General features: G+C 52.3%; 24 protein-coding genes. 19 read left to right on the top strand and 5 right to left on the bottom strand.

Features of this window, described 5'->3' with window-relative positions:
• The first annotated feature begins 3 nt into the window (after positions 1-3).
• From gabT to csiR, 3 genes are all read left to right on the top strand, one after another.
• Complete coding sequence (gene gabT / locus J4617_RS10495; protein ID WP_001095554.1) at positions 4-1,287, top strand: 4-aminobutyrate--2-oxoglutarate transaminase; 1,284 nt, start codon at positions 4-6, stop codon at positions 1,285-1,287.
• 129 nt (positions 1,288-1,416) lie between these two features.
• Complete coding sequence (gene gabP, locus J4617_RS10490) at positions 1,417-2,817, top strand: GABA permease (protein ID WP_000531282.1); 1,401 nt, start codon at positions 1,417-1,419, stop codon at positions 2,815-2,817.
• Positions 2,818-2,858: 41 nt separating this feature from the next.
• Positions 2,859-3,536: a DNA-binding transcriptional regulator CsiR gene (csiR, locus tag J4617_RS10485; protein WP_000126152.1), complete on the top strand. Its 678-nt coding sequence runs from the start codon at positions 2,859-2,861 to the stop codon at positions 3,534-3,536.
• Between the two features lie 21 nt (positions 3,537-3,557).
• Here csiR and lysM read toward each other — a convergent pair whose 3' ends face one another.
• Positions 3,558-4,007, bottom strand: a complete 450-nt coding sequence (lysM, locus tag J4617_RS10480; RefSeq protein ID WP_000522406.1) for a peptidoglycan-binding protein LysM — start codon at positions 4,005-4,007, stop codon at positions 3,558-3,560.
• A gap of 99 nt (positions 4,008-4,106) precedes the next feature.
• The gene (locus J4617_RS10475) at positions 4,107-4,265 is read right to left on the bottom strand and encodes a YqaE/Pmp3 family membrane protein (RefSeq protein ID WP_000508175.1); all 159 of its coding nucleotides are present in this window, start codon (positions 4,263-4,265) and stop codon (positions 4,107-4,109) included.
• Between the two features lie 182 nt (positions 4,266-4,447).
• Between J4617_RS10475 and J4617_RS10470 the strand changes: the two genes are divergently transcribed.
• The 3 genes from J4617_RS10470 to J4617_RS10460 all read left to right on the top strand — a co-directional run bounded on the left by J4617_RS10470 (position 4,448) and on the right by J4617_RS10460 (position 5,542).
• A complete protein-coding gene (locus J4617_RS10470; protein WP_000137432.1) occupies positions 4,448-4,747 on the top strand; it encodes a metalloregulator ArsR/SmtB family transcription factor in 300 nt (99 codons plus the stop codon).
• A 9-nt stretch (positions 4,748-4,756) separates the two neighbouring features.
• Positions 4,757-5,284 (top strand): rhodanese family protein, encoded by a 528-nt coding sequence (locus tag J4617_RS10465; protein ID WP_000022009.1) that lies wholly within the window; start codon positions 4,757-4,759, stop codon positions 5,282-5,284.
• A gap of 78 nt (positions 5,285-5,362) precedes the next feature.
• Positions 5,363-5,542 carry a hypothetical protein gene (locus J4617_RS10460; protein WP_000494942.1) on the top strand — a complete coding sequence of 60 codons (180 nt, stop codon included), beginning with the start codon at positions 5,363-5,365 and terminating at the stop codon, positions 5,540-5,542.
• Between the two features lie 89 nt (positions 5,543-5,631).
• Here the strand turns inward: J4617_RS10460 and stpA are convergent, their stop codons facing one another.
• On the bottom strand, positions 5,632-6,033 hold the full coding sequence (gene stpA, locus J4617_RS10455) for a DNA-binding protein StpA (RefSeq protein WP_001051100.1): 402 nt from the start codon (positions 6,031-6,033) through the stop codon (positions 5,632-5,634).
• A 698-nt stretch (positions 6,034-6,731) separates the two neighbouring features.
• Between stpA and alaE the strand changes: the two genes are divergently transcribed.
• Entirely contained in the window at positions 6,732-7,181 is a 450-nt protein-coding gene (gene alaE / locus J4617_RS10450) for an L-alanine exporter AlaE (RefSeq protein ID WP_000492669.1), read from the top strand.
• A gap of 34 nt (positions 7,182-7,215) precedes the next feature.
• On the opposite strand, the gene J4617_RS10445 is transcribed toward alaE, so the two are convergent.
• The gene (locus J4617_RS10445; protein ID WP_000281305.1) at positions 7,216-7,566 is read right to left on the bottom strand and encodes a DUF2002 family protein; all 351 of its coding nucleotides are present in this window, start codon (positions 7,564-7,566) and stop codon (positions 7,216-7,218) included.
• Between the two features lie 161 nt (positions 7,567-7,727).
• Here J4617_RS10445 and J4617_RS10440 point away from each other — a divergent pair, with 161 nt between their 5' ends.
• A complete protein-coding gene (locus J4617_RS10440; RefSeq protein WP_001519557.1) occupies positions 7,728-8,054 on the top strand; it encodes a DUF883 domain-containing protein in 327 nt (108 codons plus the stop codon).
• A gap of 83 nt (positions 8,055-8,137) precedes the next feature.
• Here the strand turns inward: J4617_RS10440 and J4617_RS10435 are convergent, their stop codons facing one another.
• Complete coding sequence (locus tag J4617_RS10435; protein WP_017465665.1) at positions 8,138-9,472, bottom strand: PLP-dependent aminotransferase family protein; 1,335 nt, start codon at positions 9,470-9,472, stop codon at positions 8,138-8,140.
• A gap of 88 nt (positions 9,473-9,560) precedes the next feature.
• On the opposite strand from J4617_RS10435, the gene J4617_RS10430 reads away from it, so the two are divergent.
• The 11 genes from J4617_RS10430 (at position 9,561) to emrA (ending at position 21,357) form a co-directional block, all read left to right on the top strand.
• The gene (locus J4617_RS10430) at positions 9,561-9,992 is read left to right on the top strand and encodes a carboxymuconolactone decarboxylase family protein (protein ID WP_017465664.1); all 432 of its coding nucleotides are present in this window, start codon (positions 9,561-9,563) and stop codon (positions 9,990-9,992) included.
• 271 nt (positions 9,993-10,263) lie between these two features.
• Complete coding sequence (nrdH, locus tag J4617_RS10425; RefSeq protein ID WP_000028870.1) at positions 10,264-10,509, top strand: glutaredoxin-like protein NrdH; 246 nt, start codon at positions 10,264-10,266, stop codon at positions 10,507-10,509.
• Positions 10,506-10,916 (top strand): class Ib ribonucleoside-diphosphate reductase assembly flavoprotein NrdI, encoded by a 411-nt coding sequence (gene nrdI / locus J4617_RS10420; RefSeq protein ID WP_001275402.1) that lies wholly within the window; start codon positions 10,506-10,508, stop codon positions 10,914-10,916. Before nrdH ends, nrdI begins: the two co-directional genes overlap by 4 nt.
• Positions 10,889-13,033, top strand: coding sequence for a class 1b ribonucleoside-diphosphate reductase subunit alpha (gene nrdE, locus J4617_RS10415; RefSeq protein ID WP_017465663.1), 2,145 nt, complete (start codon positions 10,889-10,891; stop codon positions 13,031-13,033). Before nrdI ends, nrdE begins: the two co-directional genes overlap by 28 nt.
• Before the next feature lie 10 nt (positions 13,034-13,043).
• Complete coding sequence (gene nrdF, locus J4617_RS10410) at positions 13,044-14,003, top strand: class 1b ribonucleoside-diphosphate reductase subunit beta (RefSeq protein WP_000777903.1); 960 nt, start codon at positions 13,044-13,046, stop codon at positions 14,001-14,003.
• Between the two features lie 354 nt (positions 14,004-14,357).
• The gene (proV, locus tag J4617_RS10405; protein ID WP_000985529.1) at positions 14,358-15,560 is read left to right on the top strand and encodes a glycine betaine/L-proline ABC transporter ATP-binding protein ProV; all 1,203 of its coding nucleotides are present in this window, start codon (positions 14,358-14,360) and stop codon (positions 15,558-15,560) included.
• A complete protein-coding gene (gene proW, locus J4617_RS10400; protein WP_000775022.1) occupies positions 15,553-16,617 on the top strand; it encodes a glycine betaine/L-proline ABC transporter permease ProW in 1,065 nt (354 codons plus the stop codon). The genes proV and proW overlap by 8 nt, the downstream gene beginning before the upstream one ends.
• Positions 16,618-16,686: 69 nt before the next feature.
• Entirely contained in the window at positions 16,687-17,682 is a 996-nt protein-coding gene (proX, locus tag J4617_RS10395) for a glycine betaine/L-proline ABC transporter substrate-binding protein ProX (RefSeq protein ID WP_001216613.1), read from the top strand.
• Between the two features lie 164 nt (positions 17,683-17,846).
• On the top strand, positions 17,847-19,031 hold the full coding sequence (locus tag J4617_RS10390; protein WP_017465662.1) for an MFS transporter: 1,185 nt from the start codon (positions 17,847-17,849) through the stop codon (positions 19,029-19,031).
• Between the two features lie 496 nt (positions 19,032-19,527).
• Positions 19,528-20,058, top strand: a complete 531-nt coding sequence (mprA, locus tag J4617_RS10385; protein ID WP_000378431.1) for a transcriptional repressor MprA — start codon at positions 19,528-19,530, stop codon at positions 20,056-20,058.
• Between the two features lie 126 nt (positions 20,059-20,184).
• Positions 20,185-21,357: a multidrug efflux MFS transporter periplasmic adaptor subunit EmrA gene (emrA, locus tag J4617_RS10380; protein WP_017465661.1), complete on the top strand. Its 1,173-nt coding sequence runs from the start codon at positions 20,185-20,187 to the stop codon at positions 21,355-21,357.
• Positions 21,358-21,361: the final 4 nt, after the last annotated feature.

The following is a 21,361-nucleotide window of genomic DNA, read 5'->3' as shown; positions in this document are numbered from 1 at the left end:
CTAATGAATACCAATAACGCTTTAATGCAGCGCCGTCATAACGCCGTTCCTCGCGGCGTGGGGCAGATTCACCCAATTTTCGCCGAGCGGGCGGAAAATTGTCGGGTCTGGGATGTCGAAGGCCGTGAGTATCTCGATTTCGCAGGCGGCATTGCCGTCCTGAACACCGGTCATTTACATCCGGGCATTGTTTCTGCGGTGGAAGCGCAGTTGAAGAAATTGTCGCATACCTGTTTTCAGGTGCTGGCCTATGAACCGTATCTGGCGTTGTGCGAACGCATGAACCAGAAGGTACCGGGCGATTTCGCCAAAAAAACGTTGCTGGTCACGACTGGTTCAGAAGCGGTTGAAAACGCGGTGAAAATCGCCCGCGCGGCGACAAAACGCAGCGGCGCTATCGCGTTTAGCGGCGCTTACCACGGTCGTACCCACTACACGCTCTCTCTGACCGGGAAAGTACACCCGTACTCTGCTGGTATGGGATTGATGCCAGGCCATGTCTACCGCGCGCTTTATCCTTGCCCGCTACACAACATCAGCGACGACGACGCGATCGCCAGCATTGAACGCATCTTTAAAAATGATGCCGCGCCGGAAGATATCGCCGCCATTATTATTGAGCCGGTACAGGGCGAAGGCGGATTTTACGCCGCCTCTCCCGCGTTTATGCAGCGACTGCGCGCGCTATGCGACCAACACGGCATTATGTTGATTGCCGACGAAGTGCAAAGCGGCGCGGGCCGGACCGGTACGCTGTTCGCCATGGAACAGATGGGCGTTGCGGCAGATATTACCACGTTTGCGAAATCGATCGCCGGCGGCTTTCCGCTGGCAGGCGTTACCGGCCGGGCAGACGTGATGGACGCTATCGCGCCGGGCGGGCTGGGCGGCACCTATGCCGGAAACCCGATTGCCTGCGCCGCCGCGCTGGCGGTACTGGACATTTTCGAGCAGGAAAATCTACTGCAAAAGGCGAATACGCTTGGCAAAACGCTGCGCGATGGCCTGATGGAGATAGCGGAAACGCACCGTGAGATTGGTGACGTGCGCGGACTGGGCGCCATGATCGCCATTGAGTTGTTCGAAAATGGCGACCCCGGCAAACCGAACGCGGCTCTGACCGCCGACATTGTGGCCCGCGCCCGCGAGAAAGGGTTAATTCTGCTCTCCTGCGGTCCTTACTACAACATCTTGCGCATCCTCGTTCCACTCACTATTGAGGCCTCGCAGATTCGGCAAGGCCTGGAGATTATCGCCCAGTGCTTTGATGAGGCGAAACAAGCGTAATGTCCAATAAGCAGCGTCGGGTGGCGACGTAACTGTCTTATCCGGCCTACAAAAACCGTTTCGATTGTAGGCCGAATAAGCCAGGCGCCATCCGGTAAACGAGCGCAATAACAATAAAGAGGTTTTAGGATGGGGCAATTGTCAGAATCACATGCATTAGGGGGCGGGCTGAAATCACGCCACGTCACCATGTTATCGATCGCCGGCGTCATCGGCGCCAGCCTGTTTGTCGGTTCCAGCGTGGCGATTGCGGAGGCCGGCCCTGCGGTACTGCTGGCCTATCTGTTCGCAGGACTTTTAGTCGTCATGATTATGCGAATGCTGGCTGAAATGGCCGTCGCCACACCGGATACCGGTTCTTTTTCCACCTATGCGGATAAAGCGATCGGCCCCTGGGCCGGGTATACCATCGGCTGGTTATACTGGTGGTTTTGGGTGCTGGTTATTCCGCTGGAGGCCAATATTGCCGCCATTATTCTGAATTCATGGATACCGGGTATTCCGGTATGGCTATTTTCATTAGTGATTACGCTTGCCTTAACCGGAAGCAATTTATTGAGCGTCAAAAATTATGGCGAGTTCGAATTCTGGCTGGCGCTATGTAAAGTAATTGCCATTCTGGCGTTTATCGCGCTGGGCGCGACAGCGATTAGCGGTTTTTATCCGTATGCTGAGGTAAGCGGTATCTCCCGGCTATGGGATCACGGTGGTTTTATGCCTAACGGCTTCGGCGCGGTGTTAAGCGCCATGTTGATCACCATGTTCTCTTTTATGGGCGCGGAAATCGTCACTATTGCTGCCGCGGAATCCGATACGCCGGATAAACATATCGTACGCGCCACCAATTCTGTTATCTGGCGAATTTCCATCTTTTACCTGTGTTCCATTTTTGTGGTGGTGGCGCTGATCCCGTGGAATATGCCGGGTCTGAAAAGCGTAGGTTCGTACCGTTCGGTACTGGAGCTGCTTCATATTCCGCACGCAAAATTCATTATGGACTGCGTGATTTTATTGTCGGTGACCAGTTGTCTGAACTCCGCATTATATACCGCCTCCCGGATGCTCTATTCCCTTAGCCGCCGCGGCGATGCGCCTGCGATAATGGGAAAAACTAACCGTAGCAAAACGCCCTGGGTGGCGGTTCTCCTCTCTACCGGCGCGGCGTTTTTAACCGTTATCGTCAATTATTACGCCCCGGCAAAAGTGTTTAAATTTCTTATCGACAGTTCTGGCGCCATCGCGCTGCTGGTCTATCTGGTGATTGCGATTTCGCAATTGCGAATGCGTAAAATTCTGCTGGCGCAGGGCGGAGAAATTAAGCTGAAAATGTGGCTTTATCCGTGGCTCACCTGGCTGGTTATCGGCTTTATCTGCTTTGTCCTGGTGGTGATGCTATTTCGACCGGCACAGCAACTAGAAGTCATTTCAACGGGGCTGTTAGGGCTGGGCATAATAGGTACTGTCCCCATTATGTCTCGCTGGAAAAAACTGATAAGGTGGCAAAAAGCCCCCCTGCAAAACCTACGTTAGTTATTCCCGGCGTCAGCCGGGAAGCTTCTCAGGAGTAAAAGATGACCGCCCTTTCCCAACCGACGGCCATAGATGGCTATCGCTGGCTTAAAAATGACATTATTCGCGGCACTTATCAGCCGGATGAGAAACTGCGGATGAGTTTATTAACCGCCCGCTATGCGCTCGGCGTAGGGCCGCTGCGTGAGGCGCTGTCGCAACTGGTGGCGGAACGGCTGGTCACCGTGGTGAATCAAAAAGGCTATCGCGTGGCATCCATGTCAGAGGCGGAACTCCTCGATATTTTTGACGCGCGCGCCAATATGGAAGCGATGCTGGTACGCCTGGCGATTGAACGCGGCGATGATGCGTGGGAGGCGGAGATCCTGGCGCGAGCGCATATGCTCAGTAAACTGGAAGCCAGCGATGCCAGTGAACATATGCTCGATGAATGGGATCAGCGCCACCAGGCGTTTCATTCCGCCATTGTCGCCGGGTGCGGCTCCCATTACTTGCTACAGATGCGCGAACGCTTATTTGACCTGGCGGCCCGCTACCGCTTTATTTGGTTACGTGAAACCGTTCTGTCCGTCGAGATGCTGGAAGATAAACATATCCAGCATCACACGCTAACCGAAGCGATACTGGCGCGCGAGGCGGCACGCGCCAGCGAATTAATGCGTCAGCATTTGCTGACGCCGATTCCCATTATTCGCCAGGCGATGGCAGGAAAAATGTAGCCTGGCGCGGCCTGATAGCCATTATTCTTCAGGAATACGCAACACTTGTCCCGGATATATTTTTTCCGGGCTTTTCAGCATCGGTTTATTTGCCTCGAAGATTTTATTATACAGATTGGCGTTACCATACACTTGCTTTGAAATAGCGCTCAGGGTGTCGCCTGATTTTACGGTATAAAACTGACTTTCAGCCGCCGGCGTCGTGGTTTTAACCTGATCGTCAACGCTGCTAATCCCGGCGATATTCCCCACGGCAACCAGAATTTTTTCTTTTGCCTCCTGACTCAGCCCATCCCCCGTCACTGTCGCTTTTCCATCAGCAATTTGCACATTCACTTTGTCAGCGTCGGGTATTCCCGTTTTATTTAAATGTTCCTGGACTTTTTTCGCCTGATCGTCCTTATCATGATTAGCGGTTACCGCGTCCCAGAGTTTTTCACCTGCATCTTTTACAAAATTGAAAAGTCCCATATTCACCTCGCTTGTCAAAAATACACACAAAGAAAAGTGTAGCAGAGGGAATGAGGTTATCCTGATAAGCGGCGCTTATGCGCCGCCGGTGGCCGGTAATTAATGACGCATCTGAACCCAAAATGCGTGGATAAGCCCCGGAATATATCCGAGTAATGTCAGCAGGATATTAAGGATAAATGCCCAACCGAACCCTTTTCCTAAAAGTACGCCGAGCGGAGGCAAAATAATCGTAAATACAATTCTCCAGAAACCCATATACACTCCATACAAGCAAAATTAGTCATTGTTTAAAAAGAGATTTTATCTCTAAGCATAGTCAGTTTACCTGAGCCTGCCAGTCGCGCGCCGCGCTTTTACCCTCCTTTACGCTCTTTACGCTGGCATTAGGTTGATGTTTATTTTAGAATTAACTAAATTTAGAAAATACTTAAATAACTATGACAGAGCTTGAACAACTTCAGGCCAGCGCAGAACAGGCGGCGGCCCTGCTCAAAGCGATGAGCCACCCAAAAAGATTACTGATTTTATGTATGCTTTGCGGTTCGCCAAAAACCAGCGCAGGCGAACTGGCGCGCATTACCGGGCTAAGCCCCTCCGCGACGTCGCAACATCTGGCGCGGATGCGGGAAGAAGGGCTGATTGATAGTCAACGCGATGCCCAGCGCATTCACTATTTCATTAAAAATGAGGCGGTTAATACGATTATCGCCACGTTAAAGAATCTCTATTGTCCATAAGGAGGCACGATGTCCATTGGGATAGTTTCCCCCCGTGAGGCGCAAGCGCTGATAGCGCAAGGCGCGAAACTGATTGATGTGCGCGACGCCGATGAATATCTGCGCGAGCATATTCCACATGCGCAACTGGCGCCGCTCTCCCGGCTTGAACAGGGCGATTTGCCCGCCAACCTGCGAGCGGAACAGATTATTTTTCACTGTCAGTCAGGTAAACGAACCAGCAGCAATGCAGCAAAACTACAGGCCATTGCCGCCCCTGCTCAGGTCAGTCTACTGGAAGGCGGTATCGACGGATGGAAAGCGGCAGGATTGCCCGTCACAGAAGACAAATCGCAACCGTTGCCGCTGATGCGTCAGGTGCAAATCGCCGCCGGCGGGTTGGCGTTGCTTGGGGTTATTATGGGCTATACGGTCCACGGCGGCTTTTTCCTCATTAGCGGTTTTGTCGGGGCCGGGTTAATGCTGGCAGGCATGACCGGCTTCTGCGGAATGGCGCGACTACTGGAAAAAATGCCCTGGAATACCCGTACTCATTAAGCGGTACCTTCACCACGCGTCGGTAAGTGTGTAGTAGACTGAAGGCGGGTTTATACCATTGTTCAACAGGAGGGCGTGATGTTCACACCAGGCGATATCGTACAGCCCCGAATGGGTGGGCCGAAACTGAAAGTGATTGAAGTCAACGAGGATCATATTGTCGCGGTACAGGTCGGTAATGAACCGGGCGAAAAATTGATCCTCAAAGCGGCAGATGTCACCCCCTATTGCGAAGAGGGCGATTTTGGCGTGTGCTGATTTATCAAAATGAGCATGGCGCAACGTTCCCTGAGTCCCGGTTAATAGAGACAGGAAACGAAGCGCCATCTGTTAAAAGCTATCCGTGATTAGATTAAGAAATCATCCAGAGATTTCCCCGCCGCCAGCGCCTGGGCAATCGGTTTAGGCGTACGACCTTGTCCGGTCCAGGTTTTTTCTTCGCCATTGAAATCAGTAAAACGATATTTTGCCGGACGCGGCTGGCGCTTTTTAGCAGAACGCGGCATTGCTGAATCCATGGCAAATAACTCTTCCGGGTTAATACCGTCTGCTTTCATCAGCTCCAGAAAGGCATTAATTTTCTCCTGCTTCTCGGCAAGCTGGCGTTGCTGCAATTCTTCTTCTTCGCGTCTTTCTTTAGTGACAACCCTGAATTTTTCGAGCATTTCTTCAAGAACGTCAATGGAGAATTCGCGAGCCATAGCGCGCAGCGTGCGGATATTATTTAAGTTCTGTAACATCAAATTCATATCAATAAAAACCTTTTAACGCAGAAAACAAAAAACTATTACAGGCGGTATTGTATGCGATTGTTGATTATATTTCCAGATCCTAAAGTTCATACAGATATACACAGCATAACTCGATTAATTATATTAATCTGTTAACCAGAAGGTTATATTCATTACCCCCTGCGTGTTTCAGGTTATTCTGCCTACGGTATATCTGTAGGTTTCCCGTTTGGCTGTTTATAGCGTATTGCGTATCTCAGTAACCGCGGTGACCCTCACGGTGGCTGACCTTATACAGAAGTGAATATTTCAGCACAATAAGAGATTAACCATTCAAAAATCATCATCAGAGCTTTATGCTAAAAATCAGTCTGCAATAGCTATAATTATGCTGAGAAAAGTAGAGCGCGTGCCGTTAGCCGAGAATACATCGCATCTGACAACATTTGGAATGTGGCTGAAAATCGCCAGAAAAACAATGCATTATAATGCATTGATTTAAAAGTAATTAATGACTAACAACAACGAAAATCTCGCCGCGAGCAAAAAACACACAATCACAGAGTATTTTATCGACAAAAAGCCTATAAATAAAAATATTACACTAGTTGATAGTTATTATATAGGGATATACTCTATGCAAAGACAAAAGTGCTTTATGATTTCACTACCAACCATCACCTCATTCTGATCGATACGCTACAAGGAGCATTAACATGTTCTCTCCACAGTCACGCTTGCGTCATGCCGTAGCAGACACGTTTGCGATGGTTGTTTACTGTTCTGTTGTGAACATGTTGATCGAGATATTCCTCTCCGGAATGAGCTTTGAGCAGTCGCTTTCTTCCAGGCTGGTGGCGATACCTGTCAACATTTTGATTGCATGGCCATACGGCGTTTACCGCGATCTGATTATGCGCGTCGCGCGTAAGGCAAGCCCGGCGGGATGGGCCAAAAACCTGGCGGATGTATTGGCTTATGTCACCTTTCAGTCACCCGTTTATATTATCATCTTGCTGACCGTCGGTGCCGGCTGGCATCAGATAGTGGCCGCCGTGAGTTCAAACATTGTTGTTTCAATGTTAATGGGCGCGGTTTATGGCTACTTCCTGGATTATTGTCGCCGCCTGTTTAAAGTGAGCAGCTATCATCAGGCTAAGGCGTAAGTTAGCGTCGCGACTGGCATTGCCAGTCGCGCTTTTAGTCGGTTTTTTCGTCGCCAAAAAGCCCATTCAGATAACGTTCTAACGCTATTCGGGAGCTAAAGCCGTGGGGAATACCGTAATGTTCGTGGGTCTCGCCGCCTAAATAGAGCGGAAAATTTTGATAGTGATCGCAGGTTTTAATATCCGAAGCCGGGTCAGCCAGTGATGAGCTACGGTCTTTTAATCTGGGGTGAATGATCAGCGCGGTACGCCCCATACGCGCCTCGCGGTTAACATAAACATAATTCTCGCCGCGTCGATAACCATACGTCTTATTCGTCACCACATCGACGGTAAACCCTGCCTTTTCCAGTACCCGCGCCACCTCGTCAGGTCGTAAATACATATTTTATCCTCATTCTCTTGTACTGCGGGCTTACCTTACCCGATAGCGCGTTATCAACGCTTTCAGAAAAGTCCAGAAACGCATGATATCGCCGTAACAAGCCTCAGCAGGTAAAAATATGAACTACACTGAAAGCTACATCGAAATCAATGGAGGATCATATGCTTAACAAACCGAACCGAAACGACGTCGATGATGGTGTTCAGGATATTCAGAATGATGTCAATCGTTTAGCCGACAGTCTGGAAGATGTCCTTAAATCCTGGGGAAGCGATGCGAAAGACGAAGCCGAGGCTGCGCGACGTAAAGCACAGGCGTTGCTGAAAGAGACCCGGGCGCGGATGCAGGGTCGTACTCGCGTAAAACAAGCCGCCTGTGATGCGATGGGATGCGCGGATACGTTTGTGCGTGAAAAACCCTGGTGTAGCGTAGGAACCGCCGCAGCGGTAGGGATTTTTATCGGGGCGCTGCTTAGCCTGCGTCGCTAACGACGTGCGCTGCCGGATGGCGACATACTTTATTGGGCCTGCATCATTGCCGCAGGCCCAGGTCGCGCTATTCGGCGAAACGGTTACCGTATCGCCTGTCGAAGCTGCCATGCGACCTGTTTCGCCATGACGGCGGAAGTAATATTGGTAAACGACAGTAAAATGCCCCCCTTTCCTGACGAAACCACTCGCCAACGGCTTAGCGCCTGTACCGCCAGTCCGGCCTGATTCGCTTTCGCTACCTGCGCTTTATCATCGCCTTCAACCTCAATAACCAGTTGAATACCGCCTTTCTGTAATGTCACGACAAATCCCTGTTCTACCAGCGCCTCTTCAATCCATAACCGTCGCTGAGCATAATGTTGACGCATCTTTTTCAGATGCCGCCAGAAATGGCCATCACGGATAAAATCAGCCAGCGTGTGCTGCCATAACAACGGTACGCTACAGGGCATCAGCGACGCCTGCTGGCGGAAATGCTCAATCTGCTTTATCGGCACCACCAGCCAGGCGGTACGTAATGCCGGGAAGAGCGACTTACTGAACGTTCCGGCGTAAATCACTCGCTGCGGGGCATCCAGACTCTTGAGCGGCGGAAGCGGTTTACCGTGATAACGAAATTCGCTGTCGTAGTCATCTTCAATAATCCAGGCCTGCACATTCGCCGCCCATGCCAGAAGTTGCCGTCGGCGAGTTAACGACAGCGCCACCCCCAACGGACTTTGATGGGCGGGCGTCACCAATGCAAAGCGTCCCTGCGGGCAATCCCGCATCCCCGCCGCGACATTCAGCCCATCGGCATCGACCGGAATCGGCGCCAGCGTAATCCCCTCCTGCGTTATCACCGGGCGAATTAACGGAAAGCCGGGATCTTCCACCCACATGCTGTCTCCCGGCACAGACAATGTACGCAGGATTAGCCGCATAGAATCCGCATATCCGGAGGTAATAAATACCTGTTCCGGCAGACATTCAATGCTACGCGAAACCCGCAGGTAATCGACTATCGCCTGGCGCAAAATCGCCTCGCCGCAGACGTCGCCTAATGCCAGATCGAAGCGTGTCTGCGTGCGCAACCGACGCCCCATTACTCGCGCCCACTTCTCGCGTGGAAAGAGATCCAGCGCCGGTAACCCCATCTGAAAGGGTTTCGGTTCCGGACTTTCTCCGGCAAAAACAGCGGGTATCGGCGGCGCCGTCTCAAACCGTAGAGCGTTGCTCACAAACGTGCCTGCCTGGCCACGTCGCTCCAGCCAGCCCTGCGCCACCAGCTCGCCATAGGCATTTTCCACCGTGGCGCGAGAAACGCCCAGTTCCTGCGCCCACGTCCGACTGGAAGGCAAACGCGTTCCGGGCGCGAGTTCTCCTTGCTCAATGGCCGTTTTTAACTGACGAGCGATGTGCTGATAGCGCGGCATATGGTCTGCTTTTTCTGTAAAAATATGGCCCTCTTTTACAGACCATTATAGTGCTACAGTGCTCGTCATCAACACGAGGAGAAACATGATGACGACGTTACGCCAACCCTATTATGAACTGAGCCCGGAGGTTTACAGCGCTCTGGTGCAGGCGAAAAACGCGCTGGAAAAGAGCACGCTTGACCCCACGCTGATGGAGCTGATTTACCTGCGTGTTTCGCAAATAAATGGTTGTGCATTTTGCCTGGAGATGCACAGCAAAGCGCTGCGTAAGGCTGGCGTGAATCAAGCTAAATTAGATGCGCTGGCAGGATGGCGAGTAAGCCACCATTTCAGCGAGCAAGAGTACGCGGCGTTAGCCTGGGCGGAATCGGTGACGCACATTGCTGAAACCCACGCCGAAGATAATGTTTACCTGCCGCTGCTCAATCATTTCAGCGCGCGTGAAATCAGCGATCTGACCTTCGCCATCGGTTTAATGAACTGCTTTAACCGTCTGGCGATCGGTATGCGAATGTGACGCATTGTTGCCGGATGGCGCGGATGCCAGCCAACTCTGTTATGCGTGAACCTGCAGGCCGGAGCGGGCGTTCATGCCACCATCCGGCAAAAATTAGCCATGCCGCCCCTACCCCGCTGCGTTCATCAGCGACGTTAAAATCAATCGAAAATTCCCATATCTTGTATGGTTGAATCTTAATTCAACTACATCTAGTATTTCCTGTATCAACACACGACAATCCGACGCGTTTCATCGCGCCGTTTTCTCATTTTAAATGGAAATACGAATCATGAGCATTACTATTTACACTCGCAATAACTGTGTTCAGTGCCACGCCACAAAGCGGGCGATGGAAAGCCGTGGATTTGAATTTGAGATGGTGAACGTCGATCTGGTGCCGGATGCAGCGGATACGCTCCGGGCGCAAGGATTTCGTCAATTACCGGTGGTGATGGCGGGCGATTTGAGCTGGTCTGGCTTCCGCCCGGACATGATTAACCGTCTGCACCCGACACCCCACGCGGCAAACGCATGAGCGCGCTCGTCTACTTCTCCAGCAGCTCTGAAAATACGCACCGTTTTATGCAGCGTCTGGGGCTGCCTGCCACGCGTATCCCGCTCAATGAACGGGAGCGAATTCAGGTAGACGAACCGTACATTCTGGTTGTGCCGTCATACGGCGGCGGCGGGATGGCCGGTGCGGTGCCGCGACAGGTGATCCGCTTTTTAAATGATGAACACAACCGGGCGCGCATTCGCGGCGTCATCGCCTCCGGTAACCGCAATTTCGGCGATGCCTGGGGATGCGCTGGCGATGTGATAGCACAAAAATGCGGCGTCCCCTGGCTGTACCGCTTTGAGCTCATGGGCACACAACGCGACATCGATAACGTCCGAAAAGGAGTAAATGAATTTTGGCAACAACTATCCCGGAGCGCGTAATGCAGGAAACCATGGATTACCACGCCCTGAACGCGATGCTGAATCTTTACGATAAAGCAGGCCATATTCAGTTCGACAAGGACCAGCAGGCGATCGACGCCTTCTTTGCCACCCACGTCTGCCCGCATTCCGTGACGTTTGCCAGCCAGCATGAACGTCTGGAGACGCTGGTTCGGGAAGGGTATTACGATGACGCTGTCCTCGCGCGTTACGACCGCGCCTTCGTCCTCCGCCTGTTCGAGCACGCCCACGCCAGCGGCTTTCGCTTCCAGACGTTTCTTGGCGCCTGGAAGTTCTATACCAGTTACACGCTGAAAACCTTCGACGGCAAACGTTATCTGGAACACTTTGAAGATCGGGTGACAATGGTGGCGTTGACGCTGGCGCAGGGTGACGAAACGCTGGCCACCCAACTGACCGATGAAATGCTTTCTGGTCGCTTTCAGCCCGCTACCCCGACTTTTTTAAATTGCGGCAAACAGCAGCGTGGGGAACTGGTCTCCTGCTTCCTGCTCCGTATCGAAGACAATATGGAGTCGATCGGGCGGGCGGTGAATTCGGCGCTACAACTCTCCAAACGCGGCGGCGGCGTCGCGTTTTTACTCTCCAATCTGCGCGAGGCGGGCGCGCCGATCAAACGCATTGAGAATCAGTCTTCCGGCGTGATCCCGGTGATGAAAATGCTGGAAGACGCGTTTTCGTATGCCAACCAACTTGGCGCGCGCCAGGGGGCCGGCGCGGTTTATCTCCATGCGCACCACCCGGATATTCTGCGTTTTCTGGATACCAAACGGGAAAATGCTGACGAAAAAATCCGGATCAAAACGCTCTCTCTCGGCGTGGTGATCCCGGATATCACCTTCCGGCTGGCGAAAGAAAACGCGCAAATGGCGCTCTTTTCGCCCTATGACGTACAACGACACTACGGCAAACCGTTTGGCGATATCGCCATTAGCGAACGGTACGATGAATTAATTGCCGATCCGCACGTGCGTAAAACCTATATTAACGCCCGTGACTTTTTTCAAACACTGGCGGAGATTCAGTTCGAATCCGGGTATCCCTACATCATGTTTGAAGATACGGTAAACCGCGCGAATCCCATTGCTGGTCGCATTAATATGAGCAACCTGTGCTCGGAAATTTTACAGGTCAATAGCGCCTCCCGTTACGACGATAACCTTGACTATACCCACATCGGGCATGACATCTCCTGCAATCTCGGCTCGCTGAATATCGCTCACGTCATGGATTCACCGGACATTGGTCGTACCGTAGAAACCGCTATTCGCGGCCTGACGGCGGTGTCGGACATGAGCCATATACGCAGCGTGCCCTCAATAGCCGCCGGTAATGCCGCCTCTCATGCCATCGGTCTGGGCCAGATGAATCTGCATGGCTATCTGGCGAGAGAAGGCATTGCCTACGGTTCGCCGGAGGCGTTGGATTTCACCAATTTCTATTTTTACACCATTACCTGGCATGCCGTGCATACTTCAATGCGGCTGGCCCGCGAACGCGGCAAAACCTTCGCCGGATTTGCGCAGTCGCGCTATGCCAGCGGCGACTATTTTACGCAGTATTTACAGGACGACTGGCAACCGAAAACGGCGAAAGTCAGGGCGCTATTTGCCCGCAGCAGCATTACGCTGCCCACACGCGAAATGTGGCTAAAGCTGCGCGACGATGTGATGCGCTATGGCATCTATAACCAAAATTTGCAGGCGGTGCCGCCGACCGGTTCGATTTCTTACATTAATCATGCGACCTCCAGCATTCATCCGATTGTGGCCAAAATTGAGATTCGCAAAGAGGGCAAAACCGGGCGTGTGTATTACCCCGCGCCGTTTATGACCAATGAAAACCTGGACATGTATCAGGATGCTTACGATATCGGTCCGGAAAAAATTATTGATACCTATGCCGAGGCCACGCGCCACGTCGATCAAGGACTGTCGCTCACCCTGTTTTTCCCCGATACCGCCACGACCCGCGATATCAACAAAGCGCAGATCTATGCCTGGCGAAAAGGTATTAAGTCACTGTATTACATCCGGCTTCGCCAGTTGGCGCTGGAAGGTACTGAAATTGAAGGCTGCGTATCCTGCGCGCTATAAGGAAAGCCATATGAAATTATCTCGTATTAGCGCCATCAACTGGAACAAGATCCAGGACGACAAAGATCTGGAGGTATGGAACCGGCTGACCAGTAACTTCTGGCTGCCGGAAAAAGTGCCGTTATCGAATGATATTCCGGCCTGGCAGACGCTGAGCGCCGCCGAACAGCAGCTCACCATTCGCGTGTTTACGGGACTTACGCTGCTCGACACTATCCAGAACATCGCAGGCGCGCCGTCGTTAATGGCAGATGCCATCACGCCGCATGAAGAGGCAGTATTGTCGAACATCAGCTTTATGGAAGCGGTACACGCCCGCTCTTACAGTTCTATTTTTTCCACGCTGTGCCAGACGAAAGAGGTTGATGCCGCCTACGCCTGGAGCGAAGAAAACCCGCCGCTTCAGCGTAAGGCGCAGATTATTTTGGCTCATTACGTCAGCGATGAACCGCTAAAGAAAAAGATTGCCAGCGTCTTTTTAGAGTCTTTTCTGTTCTATTCCGGCTTCTGGCTGCCGATGTATTTCTCCAGCCGCGGTAAGCTCACGAACACTGCCGACCTGATTCGTTTAATCATTCGCGATGAAGCGGTTCACGGTTATTATATTGGCTATAAGTATCAGATAGCGCTACAAAAACTATCGGCAATCGAGCGTGAAGAGTTAAAGCTTTTCGCGCTGGATTTGTTGATGGAACTGTACGACAACGAAATCCGCTACACAGAAGCGTTATATGCGGAAACCGGCTGGGTTAACGACGTCAAAGCCTTCTTGTGCTACAACGCCAATAAAGCCTTAATGAACCTGGGTTATGAGGCGTTATTTCCGCCGGAGATGGCAGACGTGAATCCCGCAATCCTTGCCGCGCTCTCGCCGAATGCCGACGAAAACCATGATTTCTTTTCCGGCTCAGGTTCATCTTATGTGATGGGGAAAACAGTCGAAACCGAAGACGAAGACTGGAATTTTTAACCTTGCGGGCATGGGAAATAACGTTACATTTTCCATGCCTTTATTTCAAGCAATACCGGGTTAAATCGCGCAAATATTACAACATGTCCTACACTCAATACGAGTGACATTATTCACCTGGATTCCTCCAATTCAGGTGGATTTTTGCTGGTTGTTCCAAAAAATATCTCTTCCTCCCCATTCGCGTTCAGCCCTTATATCATGGGAAATCACAGCCGATAGCACCTCGCAATATTCATGCCAGAAGCAAATTCAGGGTTGTCTCAGATTCTGAGTATGTTAGGGTAGAAAAAGGTAACTATTTCTATCAGGTAACATATCGACATAAGTAAATAACAGGAATCATTCTATTGCATGGCAATTAAATTAGAAGTGAAGAATCTGTATAAAATATTTGGAGAGCATCCGCAGCGTGCCTTCAAATATATTGAAAAGGGACTATCGAAAGAGCAAATACTGGAAAAAACGGGGCTATCGCTTGGCGTTAAAGACGCCAGTCTGGCCATTGAAGAAGGCGAGATATTTGTCATCATGGGATTATCCGGCTCGGGTAAATCCACAATGGTACGCCTTCTCAATCGCCTGATTGAACCCACCCGCGGACAGGTACTGATTGACGGCGTTGATATTGCCAAAATATCAGACGCTGAGCTTCGCGAGGTGCGCAGGAAAAAGATTGCGATGGTCTTCCAGTCATTTGCGCTCATGCCACATATGACCGTGCTGGATAATACGGCATTCGGTATGGAATTAGCGGGCATCGCGGCGCAAGAGCGTCGCGAAAAAGCGCTGGACGCCTTGCGTCAGGTGGGGCTTGAAAATTACGCTCATGCCTATCCGGATGAACTTTCCGGTGGGATGCGTCAGCGTGTTGGACTTGCCCGCGCGCTGGCAATCAACCCTGATATCTTATTAATGGATGAAGCGTTTTCCGCCCTCGATCCATTAATTCGTACCGAAATGCAGGATGAGCTGGTGAAATTACAGGCGAAACATCAGCGCACCATTGTCTTTATTTCCCACGATCTTGATGAGGCTATGCGTATTGGCGACAGGATTGCCATTATGCAAAATGGCGAGGTCGTACAGGTTGGTACGCCGGATGAGATCCTGAATAATCCGGCAAATGATTATGTCCGCACGTTCTTCCGTGGCGTGGATATTAGTCAGGTCTTTAGCGCCAAAGATATTGCCCGTCGCAGTCCGGTCGGCTTAATTCGTAAAACGCCAGGTTTCGGTCCCCGTTCGGCACTGAAATTATTACAGGACGAAGACCGTGAATATGGTTACGTCATTGAGCGTGGCAATAAATTCGTGGGCGTCGTGTCCATCGACTCATTAAAAGCGGCATTAAGCCAGGCGCAAGGGATTGAAGCGGCGCTTATCGACGACCCTTTAGTCGTTGATGCGCAAACCCCACTCAGCGAGTTGCTCTCTCACGTCGGCCAGGCGCCCTGCGCGGTGCCGGTTGTCGATGAAGAACACCAGTATGTTGGCATTATTTCAAAACGTATGTTGCTACAGGCTTTAGATCGCGAGGGGGGTAACAATGGCTGATCAAACGAATCCGTGGGATACCGCACAGGTGGCCGATACTACGACGCAAACGGCTGATGCCTGGGGAACGCCGGCAGGCGTAGCCACGGACGGCGGCAGTACCGACTGGTTGAACAGCGCGCCCGCGCCAGCCCCTGAACACTTTTCTCTTCTGGACCCGTTCCATAAGACGCTTATCCCGCTGGATAGCTGGGTCACAGAGGGAATCGACTGGGTCGTCACCCATTTCCGTCCCCTTTTTCAGGGGATTCGTGTGCCGGTGGATTACATTCTTAATGGCTTTCAGCAACTGCTGCTGGGAATGCCCGCCCCTGTGGCGATTATTCTCTTTGCGCTGATTGCCTGGCAGGTTTCCGGCGTGGGCATGGGGATCGCAACGCTGATATCGCTGATCGCGATCGGCGCGATCGGCGCCTGGTCGCAGGCGATGATTACCCTGGCGCTGGTGTTGACCGCCCTGTTGTTCTGCGTCGTGATCGGATTACCGATGGGAATCTGGCTGGCGCGCAGCCCGCGCGCGGCCAAAATAGTTCGTCCGCTGCTGGATGCGATGCAGACCACGCCCGCGTTTGTCTATCTGGTGCCGATTGTCATGTTATTCGGCATCGGTAACGTGCCGGGCGTGGTGGTGACGATTATTTTTGCTCTACCGCCGATTGTACGCCTGACGATCCTGGGCATTAACCAGGTGCCTGCCGACTTAATTGAAGCGTCGCGCTCGTTCGGCGCCAGCCCGCGCCAAATGTTGTTCAAAGTGCAACTACCGCTGGCGATGCCCACCATTATGGCAGGCGTTAATCAGACGCTGATGCTGGCTCTCTCGATGGTCGTCATCGCCTCGATGATTGCGGTCGGCGGACTTGGCCAGATGGTACTACGCGGCATTGGTCGTCTTGATATGGGGCTGGCAACCGTCGGCGGCGTCGGCATTGTGATTCTCGCCATCATTCTGGACCGTCTGACGCAGGCCGTCGGGCGCGACTCGCGTAGCCGCGGTAACCGTCGCTGGTATACCACCGGTCCTGTTGGGCTAATCACCCGCCCTTTCGTTAAGTAACTCTCCTGACGCCCGGTGACATTGCGCTTACCGGGCTTACAACTCCCTACCATAATTAAAGGAACAACGATGCGACATACCGTGATATTTGCCTCAGCGTTTGCCACCCTTGTCACCGCCAGCGCTTTCGCTGCCGACCTGCCTGGCAAAGGCATTACCGTTCAACCTATCCAAAGCACGATTTCTGAAGAGTCCTTCCAGACGTTACTGGTCAGCCGGGCGCTGGAAAAGTTGGGTTATACCGTAAATAAGCCGAGTGAAGTCGATTACAACGTAGGCTACACCTCCATCGCCTCTGGCGATGCGACGTTTACCGCCGTGAACTGGCAGCCGCTGCATGATGATATGTATGCCGCAGCAGGCGGAGACAAAAAATTTTACCGCGAGGGCGTCTTCGTCTCCGGCGCTGCGCAGGGCTATCTGATCGATAAAAAAACCGCCGAGCAGTACAACATCACCAATATCGCTCAGCTAAAAGATCCGAAAATCGCCAAAATCTTCGACACCAATGGCGACGGAAAAGCGGACATGATGGGCTGCTCGCCGGGCTGGGGCTGCGAAGCCGTGATCAATCATCAGAATAAAGCGTTTGATCTGCAAAAAACCGTTGAGGTCAGCCACGGTAACTATGCGGCGATGATGGCTGATACCATTACCCGTTTTAAAGAAGGCAAGCCGGTGCTGTATTACACCTGGACCCCGTACTGGGTGAGCGACGTAATGAAGCCGGGTAAAGATGTCGTCTGGCTACAGGTGCCGTTCTCCTCCCTGCCGGGCGAACAGAAAAATATTGATACTAAACTGCCGAACGGCGCGAACTATGGGTTCCCGGTCAATACTATGCATATTGTCGCCAATAAGGCATGGGCGGAGAAAAACCCGGCGGCGGCGAAACTGTTCGCCATCATGAAGCTGCCGCTGGCGGATATCAACGCGCAGAACGCCATGATGCATGCCGGTAAATCGTCTGAAGCCGATGTTCAGGGCCACGTAGACGGCTGGATCAACGCCCACCAGCAGCAGTTTGACGGCTGGGTGAAAGAAGCGCTGGCCGCGCAGAAATAAGATCGTTTTTTATGCCGGATAAGGCGCAGTTCATGCGCCGCTATCCGGCCTATTCAATCTCTCCTCAAAGCGCACGATTCATCACGTCACTGTTCCCCTTTATTCATCAACATCCGCTATGATTGTTTTCCCAGGAAATAATTATCTAAATCACGATTACCATAATGACGAAACCCACTCATGGGCTTAGCCCGGCGCTGATCGTTTTAATGTCTGTGGCCACGGGTCTGGCGGTCGCCAGCAACTACTATGCCCAGCCGCTGCTTGATACCATCGCGCATCACTTTTCGCTTTCCGCCAGCTCCGCAGGGTTTATCGTTACCGCCGCGCAGTTGGGCTATGCCGCTGGCCTGTTGTTTCTGGTGCCGCTCGGCGACATGTTTGAACGCCGAACGCTGATTGTCTCCATGACGTTGCTGGCGGCTGGCGGAATGCTGATCACCGCCAGCAGTCAGTCGCTTAGCATAATGATACTCGGAACGGCCTTAACCGGACTGTTCTCCGTGGTGGCGCAGATTCTGGTTCCGCTGGCCGCCACACTTGCGACGCCCGCCACCCGCGGTAAAGTGGTCGGCACCATTATGAGCGGCCTGTTGCTGGGGATCCTGCTGGCGCGAACGGTCGCCGGACTGCTGGCAAACCTCGGCGGTTGGCGCACCGTATTTTGGGTAGCGTCGGCGCTGATGGCGCTGATGGCCGTCGCGTTATGGCGCGGACTGCCAAAGCTCAAATCCGACACCCATCTTAACTACCCGCAACTGTTGGGTTCTGTATTCAGCCTGTTTATTCACGATAAGCTGCTGCGTACCCGCGCACTGCTGGGCTGTCTGACCTTTGCTAATTTCAGCATCCTCTGGACATCAATGGCCTTTTTGCTCGCCGCGCCGCCGTTTAGCTACTCCGAGGGGATGATTGGCCTGTTTGGCCTGGCGGGGGCCGCCGGCGCTTTAGGCGCGCGTCCGGCTGGCGGATTTGCCGATAAAGGTAAATCTCACCTCACCACCACGTTCGGCTTACTGCTGCTGTTACTCTCCTGGCTGGCTATCTGGCTTGGGCACACCTCGGTACTGGCGCTGATTATTGGCATTCTGGTACTGGACCTCACCGTTCAGGGGGTACATATCACCAATCAGACGGTCATCTATCGTTTGCATCCGGATGCGCGTAACCGGCTCACCGCCGGCTATATGACCAGCTACTTTATCGGTGGCGCCGCGGGGTCGCTGATTTCCGCCTCCGCCTGGCAACATGCCGGCTGGGCCGGCGTTTGTCTGGCGGGTGTCACGGTAGCCTTACTTAATTTACTGGTCTGGTGGCGAGGTTTTCACCGACAGGAAGCCGTAAATTAAGCGGATAGTGAGCGTTTACCTTTGTTTAAGCTCCTTAGGGTGTTAAGGAGCTCCCCAGTCTGTTAAGGTTATGCTATTCATTTATCATGGTTATTTTTATACCGGTGAAGAATAATATAATTCTATGGAAAGCCCTGCATCCCCATCTGCTCCCAGGCCAATAGCGCCCGTTCAAGGATTCGAAGGTCGTTCACCGATAGCTATCCGTGATATTCCGGTGGCTTTTGCATCGGGTTGTAAGGCCGTTTACCCGGCTTTCGCCCCTCCCGCTTATCGTTCTCTCCTGATTTTTTCATGCAGGCACTCACGCTTTTCTCGTCATTCCTGGATTTGCCGCAGGCGGCGCTTTACCGGGCCCAATGTTCCCGCTGACGTCTCAGTCTGCGTATCATTGGTTGCTTTATAGCCTGAAAGAATGATTTTGTATTAATAATACATTTACTTTATTTGTCACTGTCGTTACTATATCGGCTGAAATTAATGAGGTCATGCCCAAATGGATAGTTCGTTTACGCCCATTGAACAAATGCTAAAATTTCGCGCCAGCCGTCACGAAGACTTTCCTTATCAGGAAATTCTTTTGACTCGTCTTTGTATGCACATGCAAGGCAAGCTCCTGGAAAACCGCAATAAGATGCTGAAGGCTCAAGGGATTAACGAGACGTTGTTTATGGCGTTGATTACGCTGGAGTCTCAGGAAAACCACAGTATTCAGCCGTCTGAATTAAGCTGCGCGCTGGGTTCATCTCGCACCAATGCGACACGCATTGCAGATGAGCTGGAAAAACGCGGCTGGATTGAGCGTCGTGAGAGCGATAACGACCGCCGTTGCCTGCATCTGCAATTAACGGAGAAAGGCCAGGCATTTTTGCAAGAAGTGCTTCCGCCTCAGCATCATTGTCTGCATCAACTCTGGTCATCACTTAGCACAGCCGAAAAAGATCAACTTGAGCACATCACTCGTAAACTCCTGACGCGTCTTGATCAAATGGAGCAGGAAGGCACTGTTCTTGAGGCGCTGCGCTAAAGCGCCGACCCGCTCAAAAATCCAGATTAATAACAGGAAAGCGGACAGGCCGGCACGCATTACTGCTGGCCTTTCTGACAACAGGTCGGCTCAGCCGATGTGAATAATAAGATCGTGGAGAACAACATGAGCGCAAATGCGGAGATCCAAACCCCGCAGCAACCGGCTAAGAAGAAAGGCAAACGCAAAACAGCGCTGCTACTTCTTACCTTGCTCTTTGTTATTATTGCCGTGGCATATGGAATTTATTGGTTTTTAGTATTGCGTCATATTGAAGAGACAGATGATGCTTACGTGGCAGGGAACCAGGTTCAAATCATGGCGCAGGTGTCAGGCAGCGTGACGAAAGTCTGGGCTGATAACACCGACTTTGTAAAAGAGGGCGATGTTCTGGTCACGCTCGATCAGACTGACGCCAAACAAGCGTTTGAAAGAGCCAAAACGGCGCTGGCCTCCAGCGTGCGCCAAACGCACCAGTTGATGATTAACAGTAAGCAGTTGCAGGCGAATATCGACGTGCAAAAAACCGCCCTGGCGCAAGCGCAGAGCGACCTTAACCGTCGTGTGCCGCTGGGTAATGCCAATCTTATTGGCCGGGAAGAGCTGCAACACGCCCGCGATGCCGTCGCCAGCGCGCAGGCACAGCTGGATGTCGCCATTCAACAGTACAATGCCAACCAGGCAATGATACTCAATAGTAATCTGGAAGATCAGCCTGCGGTTCAACAAGCGGCGACCGAAGTGCGTAACGCCTGGCTGGCGCTGGAGCGTACTCGCATCGTCAGTCCAATGACCGGTTATGTCTCCCGCCGCGCCGTCCAGCCTGGCGCGCAGATCAGCCCCACCACGCCGCTGATGGCCGTCGTGCCTGCAACCGATCTGTGGGTGGACGCTAACTTTAAAGAGACCCAATTAGCGAATATGCGCATTGGGCAGCCAGTGACGATTATTACTGACATTTATGGCGACGACGTAAAATACACCGGTAAAGTCGTCGGTCTGGATATGGGAACAGGCAGCGCCTTCTCCCTGCTGCCCGCGCAAAATGCGACGGGTAACTGGATTAAAGTGGTTCAACGTCTGCCGGTACGCGTCGAACTGGACGCCCGCCAGTTAGAACAACATCCGCTGCGTATTGGTTTATCGACGCTGGTCACCGTGGATACCGCTAATCACGACGGTCAGGTACTGGCCAGCCAGGTACGAACGACGCCGGTTGCCGAAAGTAACGCACGCGAAATTAATCTCGCGCCGGTCAATAAACTGATCGACGACATCGTACAGGCTAACGCGGGTTAATCCT

This window comes from Salmonella sp. 32010601201800023SM, assembly GCF_017572235.1.
In the GTDB taxonomy this organism is placed as follows: Bacteria; Pseudomonadota; Gammaproteobacteria; order Enterobacterales; family Enterobacteriaceae; genus Salmonella; species Salmonella enterica.
This window is presented reverse-complemented; position numbering and strand designations above follow the sequence as displayed.

Excerpts from the sequence above, each read along its gene's own strand:
- gabT (WP_001095554.1), top strand. The coding sequence starts at position 4 with ATGAATACCAATAACGCTTTAATGCAGCGCCGTCATAACGCCGTTCCT.
- gabP (WP_000531282.1), top strand. The coding sequence starts at position 1,417 with ATGGGGCAATTGTCAGAATCACATGCATTAGGGGGCGGGCTGAAATCA.
- csiR (WP_000126152.1), top strand. The coding sequence starts at position 2,859 with ATGACCGCCCTTTCCCAACCGACGGCCATAGATGGCTATCGCTGGCTT.
- lysM (WP_000522406.1), bottom strand. The coding sequence starts at position 4,007 with ATGGGACTTTTCAATTTTGTAAAAGATGCAGGTGAAAAACTCTGGGAC.
- J4617_RS10475 (WP_000508175.1), bottom strand. The coding sequence starts at position 4,265 with ATGGGTTTCTGGAGAATTGTATTTACGATTATTTTGCCTCCGCTCGGC.
- J4617_RS10470 (WP_000137432.1), top strand. The coding sequence starts at position 4,448 with ATGACAGAGCTTGAACAACTTCAGGCCAGCGCAGAACAGGCGGCGGCC.
- J4617_RS10465 (WP_000022009.1), top strand. The coding sequence starts at position 4,757 with ATGTCCATTGGGATAGTTTCCCCCCGTGAGGCGCAAGCGCTGATAGCG.
- J4617_RS10460 (WP_000494942.1), top strand. The coding sequence starts at position 5,363 with ATGTTCACACCAGGCGATATCGTACAGCCCCGAATGGGTGGGCCGAAA.
- stpA (WP_001051100.1), bottom strand. The coding sequence starts at position 6,033 with ATGAATTTGATGTTACAGAACTTAAATAATATCCGCACGCTGCGCGCT.
- alaE (WP_000492669.1), top strand. The coding sequence starts at position 6,732 with ATGTTCTCTCCACAGTCACGCTTGCGTCATGCCGTAGCAGACACGTTT.
- J4617_RS10445 (WP_000281305.1), bottom strand. The coding sequence starts at position 7,566 with ATGTATTTACGACCTGACGAGGTGGCGCGGGTACTGGAAAAGGCAGGG.
- J4617_RS10440 (WP_001519557.1), top strand. The coding sequence starts at position 7,728 with ATGCTTAACAAACCGAACCGAAACGACGTCGATGATGGTGTTCAGGAT.
- J4617_RS10435 (WP_017465665.1), bottom strand. The coding sequence starts at position 9,472 with ATGCCGCGCTATCAGCACATCGCTCGTCAGTTAAAAACGGCCATTGAG.
- J4617_RS10430 (WP_017465664.1), top strand. The coding sequence starts at position 9,561 with ATGACGACGTTACGCCAACCCTATTATGAACTGAGCCCGGAGGTTTAC.
- nrdH (WP_000028870.1), top strand. The coding sequence starts at position 10,264 with ATGAGCATTACTATTTACACTCGCAATAACTGTGTTCAGTGCCACGCC.
- nrdI (WP_001275402.1), top strand. The coding sequence starts at position 10,506 with ATGAGCGCGCTCGTCTACTTCTCCAGCAGCTCTGAAAATACGCACCGT.
- nrdF (WP_000777903.1), top strand. The coding sequence starts at position 13,044 with ATGAAATTATCTCGTATTAGCGCCATCAACTGGAACAAGATCCAGGAC.
- proV (WP_000985529.1), top strand. The coding sequence starts at position 14,358 with ATGGCAATTAAATTAGAAGTGAAGAATCTGTATAAAATATTTGGAGAG.
- proW (WP_000775022.1), top strand. The coding sequence starts at position 15,553 with ATGGCTGATCAAACGAATCCGTGGGATACCGCACAGGTGGCCGATACT.
- proX (WP_001216613.1), top strand. The coding sequence starts at position 16,687 with ATGCGACATACCGTGATATTTGCCTCAGCGTTTGCCACCCTTGTCACC.
- J4617_RS10390 (WP_017465662.1), top strand. The coding sequence starts at position 17,847 with ATGACGAAACCCACTCATGGGCTTAGCCCGGCGCTGATCGTTTTAATG.
- mprA (WP_000378431.1), top strand. The coding sequence starts at position 19,528 with ATGGATAGTTCGTTTACGCCCATTGAACAAATGCTAAAATTTCGCGCC.
- emrA (WP_017465661.1), top strand. The coding sequence starts at position 20,185 with ATGAGCGCAAATGCGGAGATCCAAACCCCGCAGCAACCGGCTAAGAAG.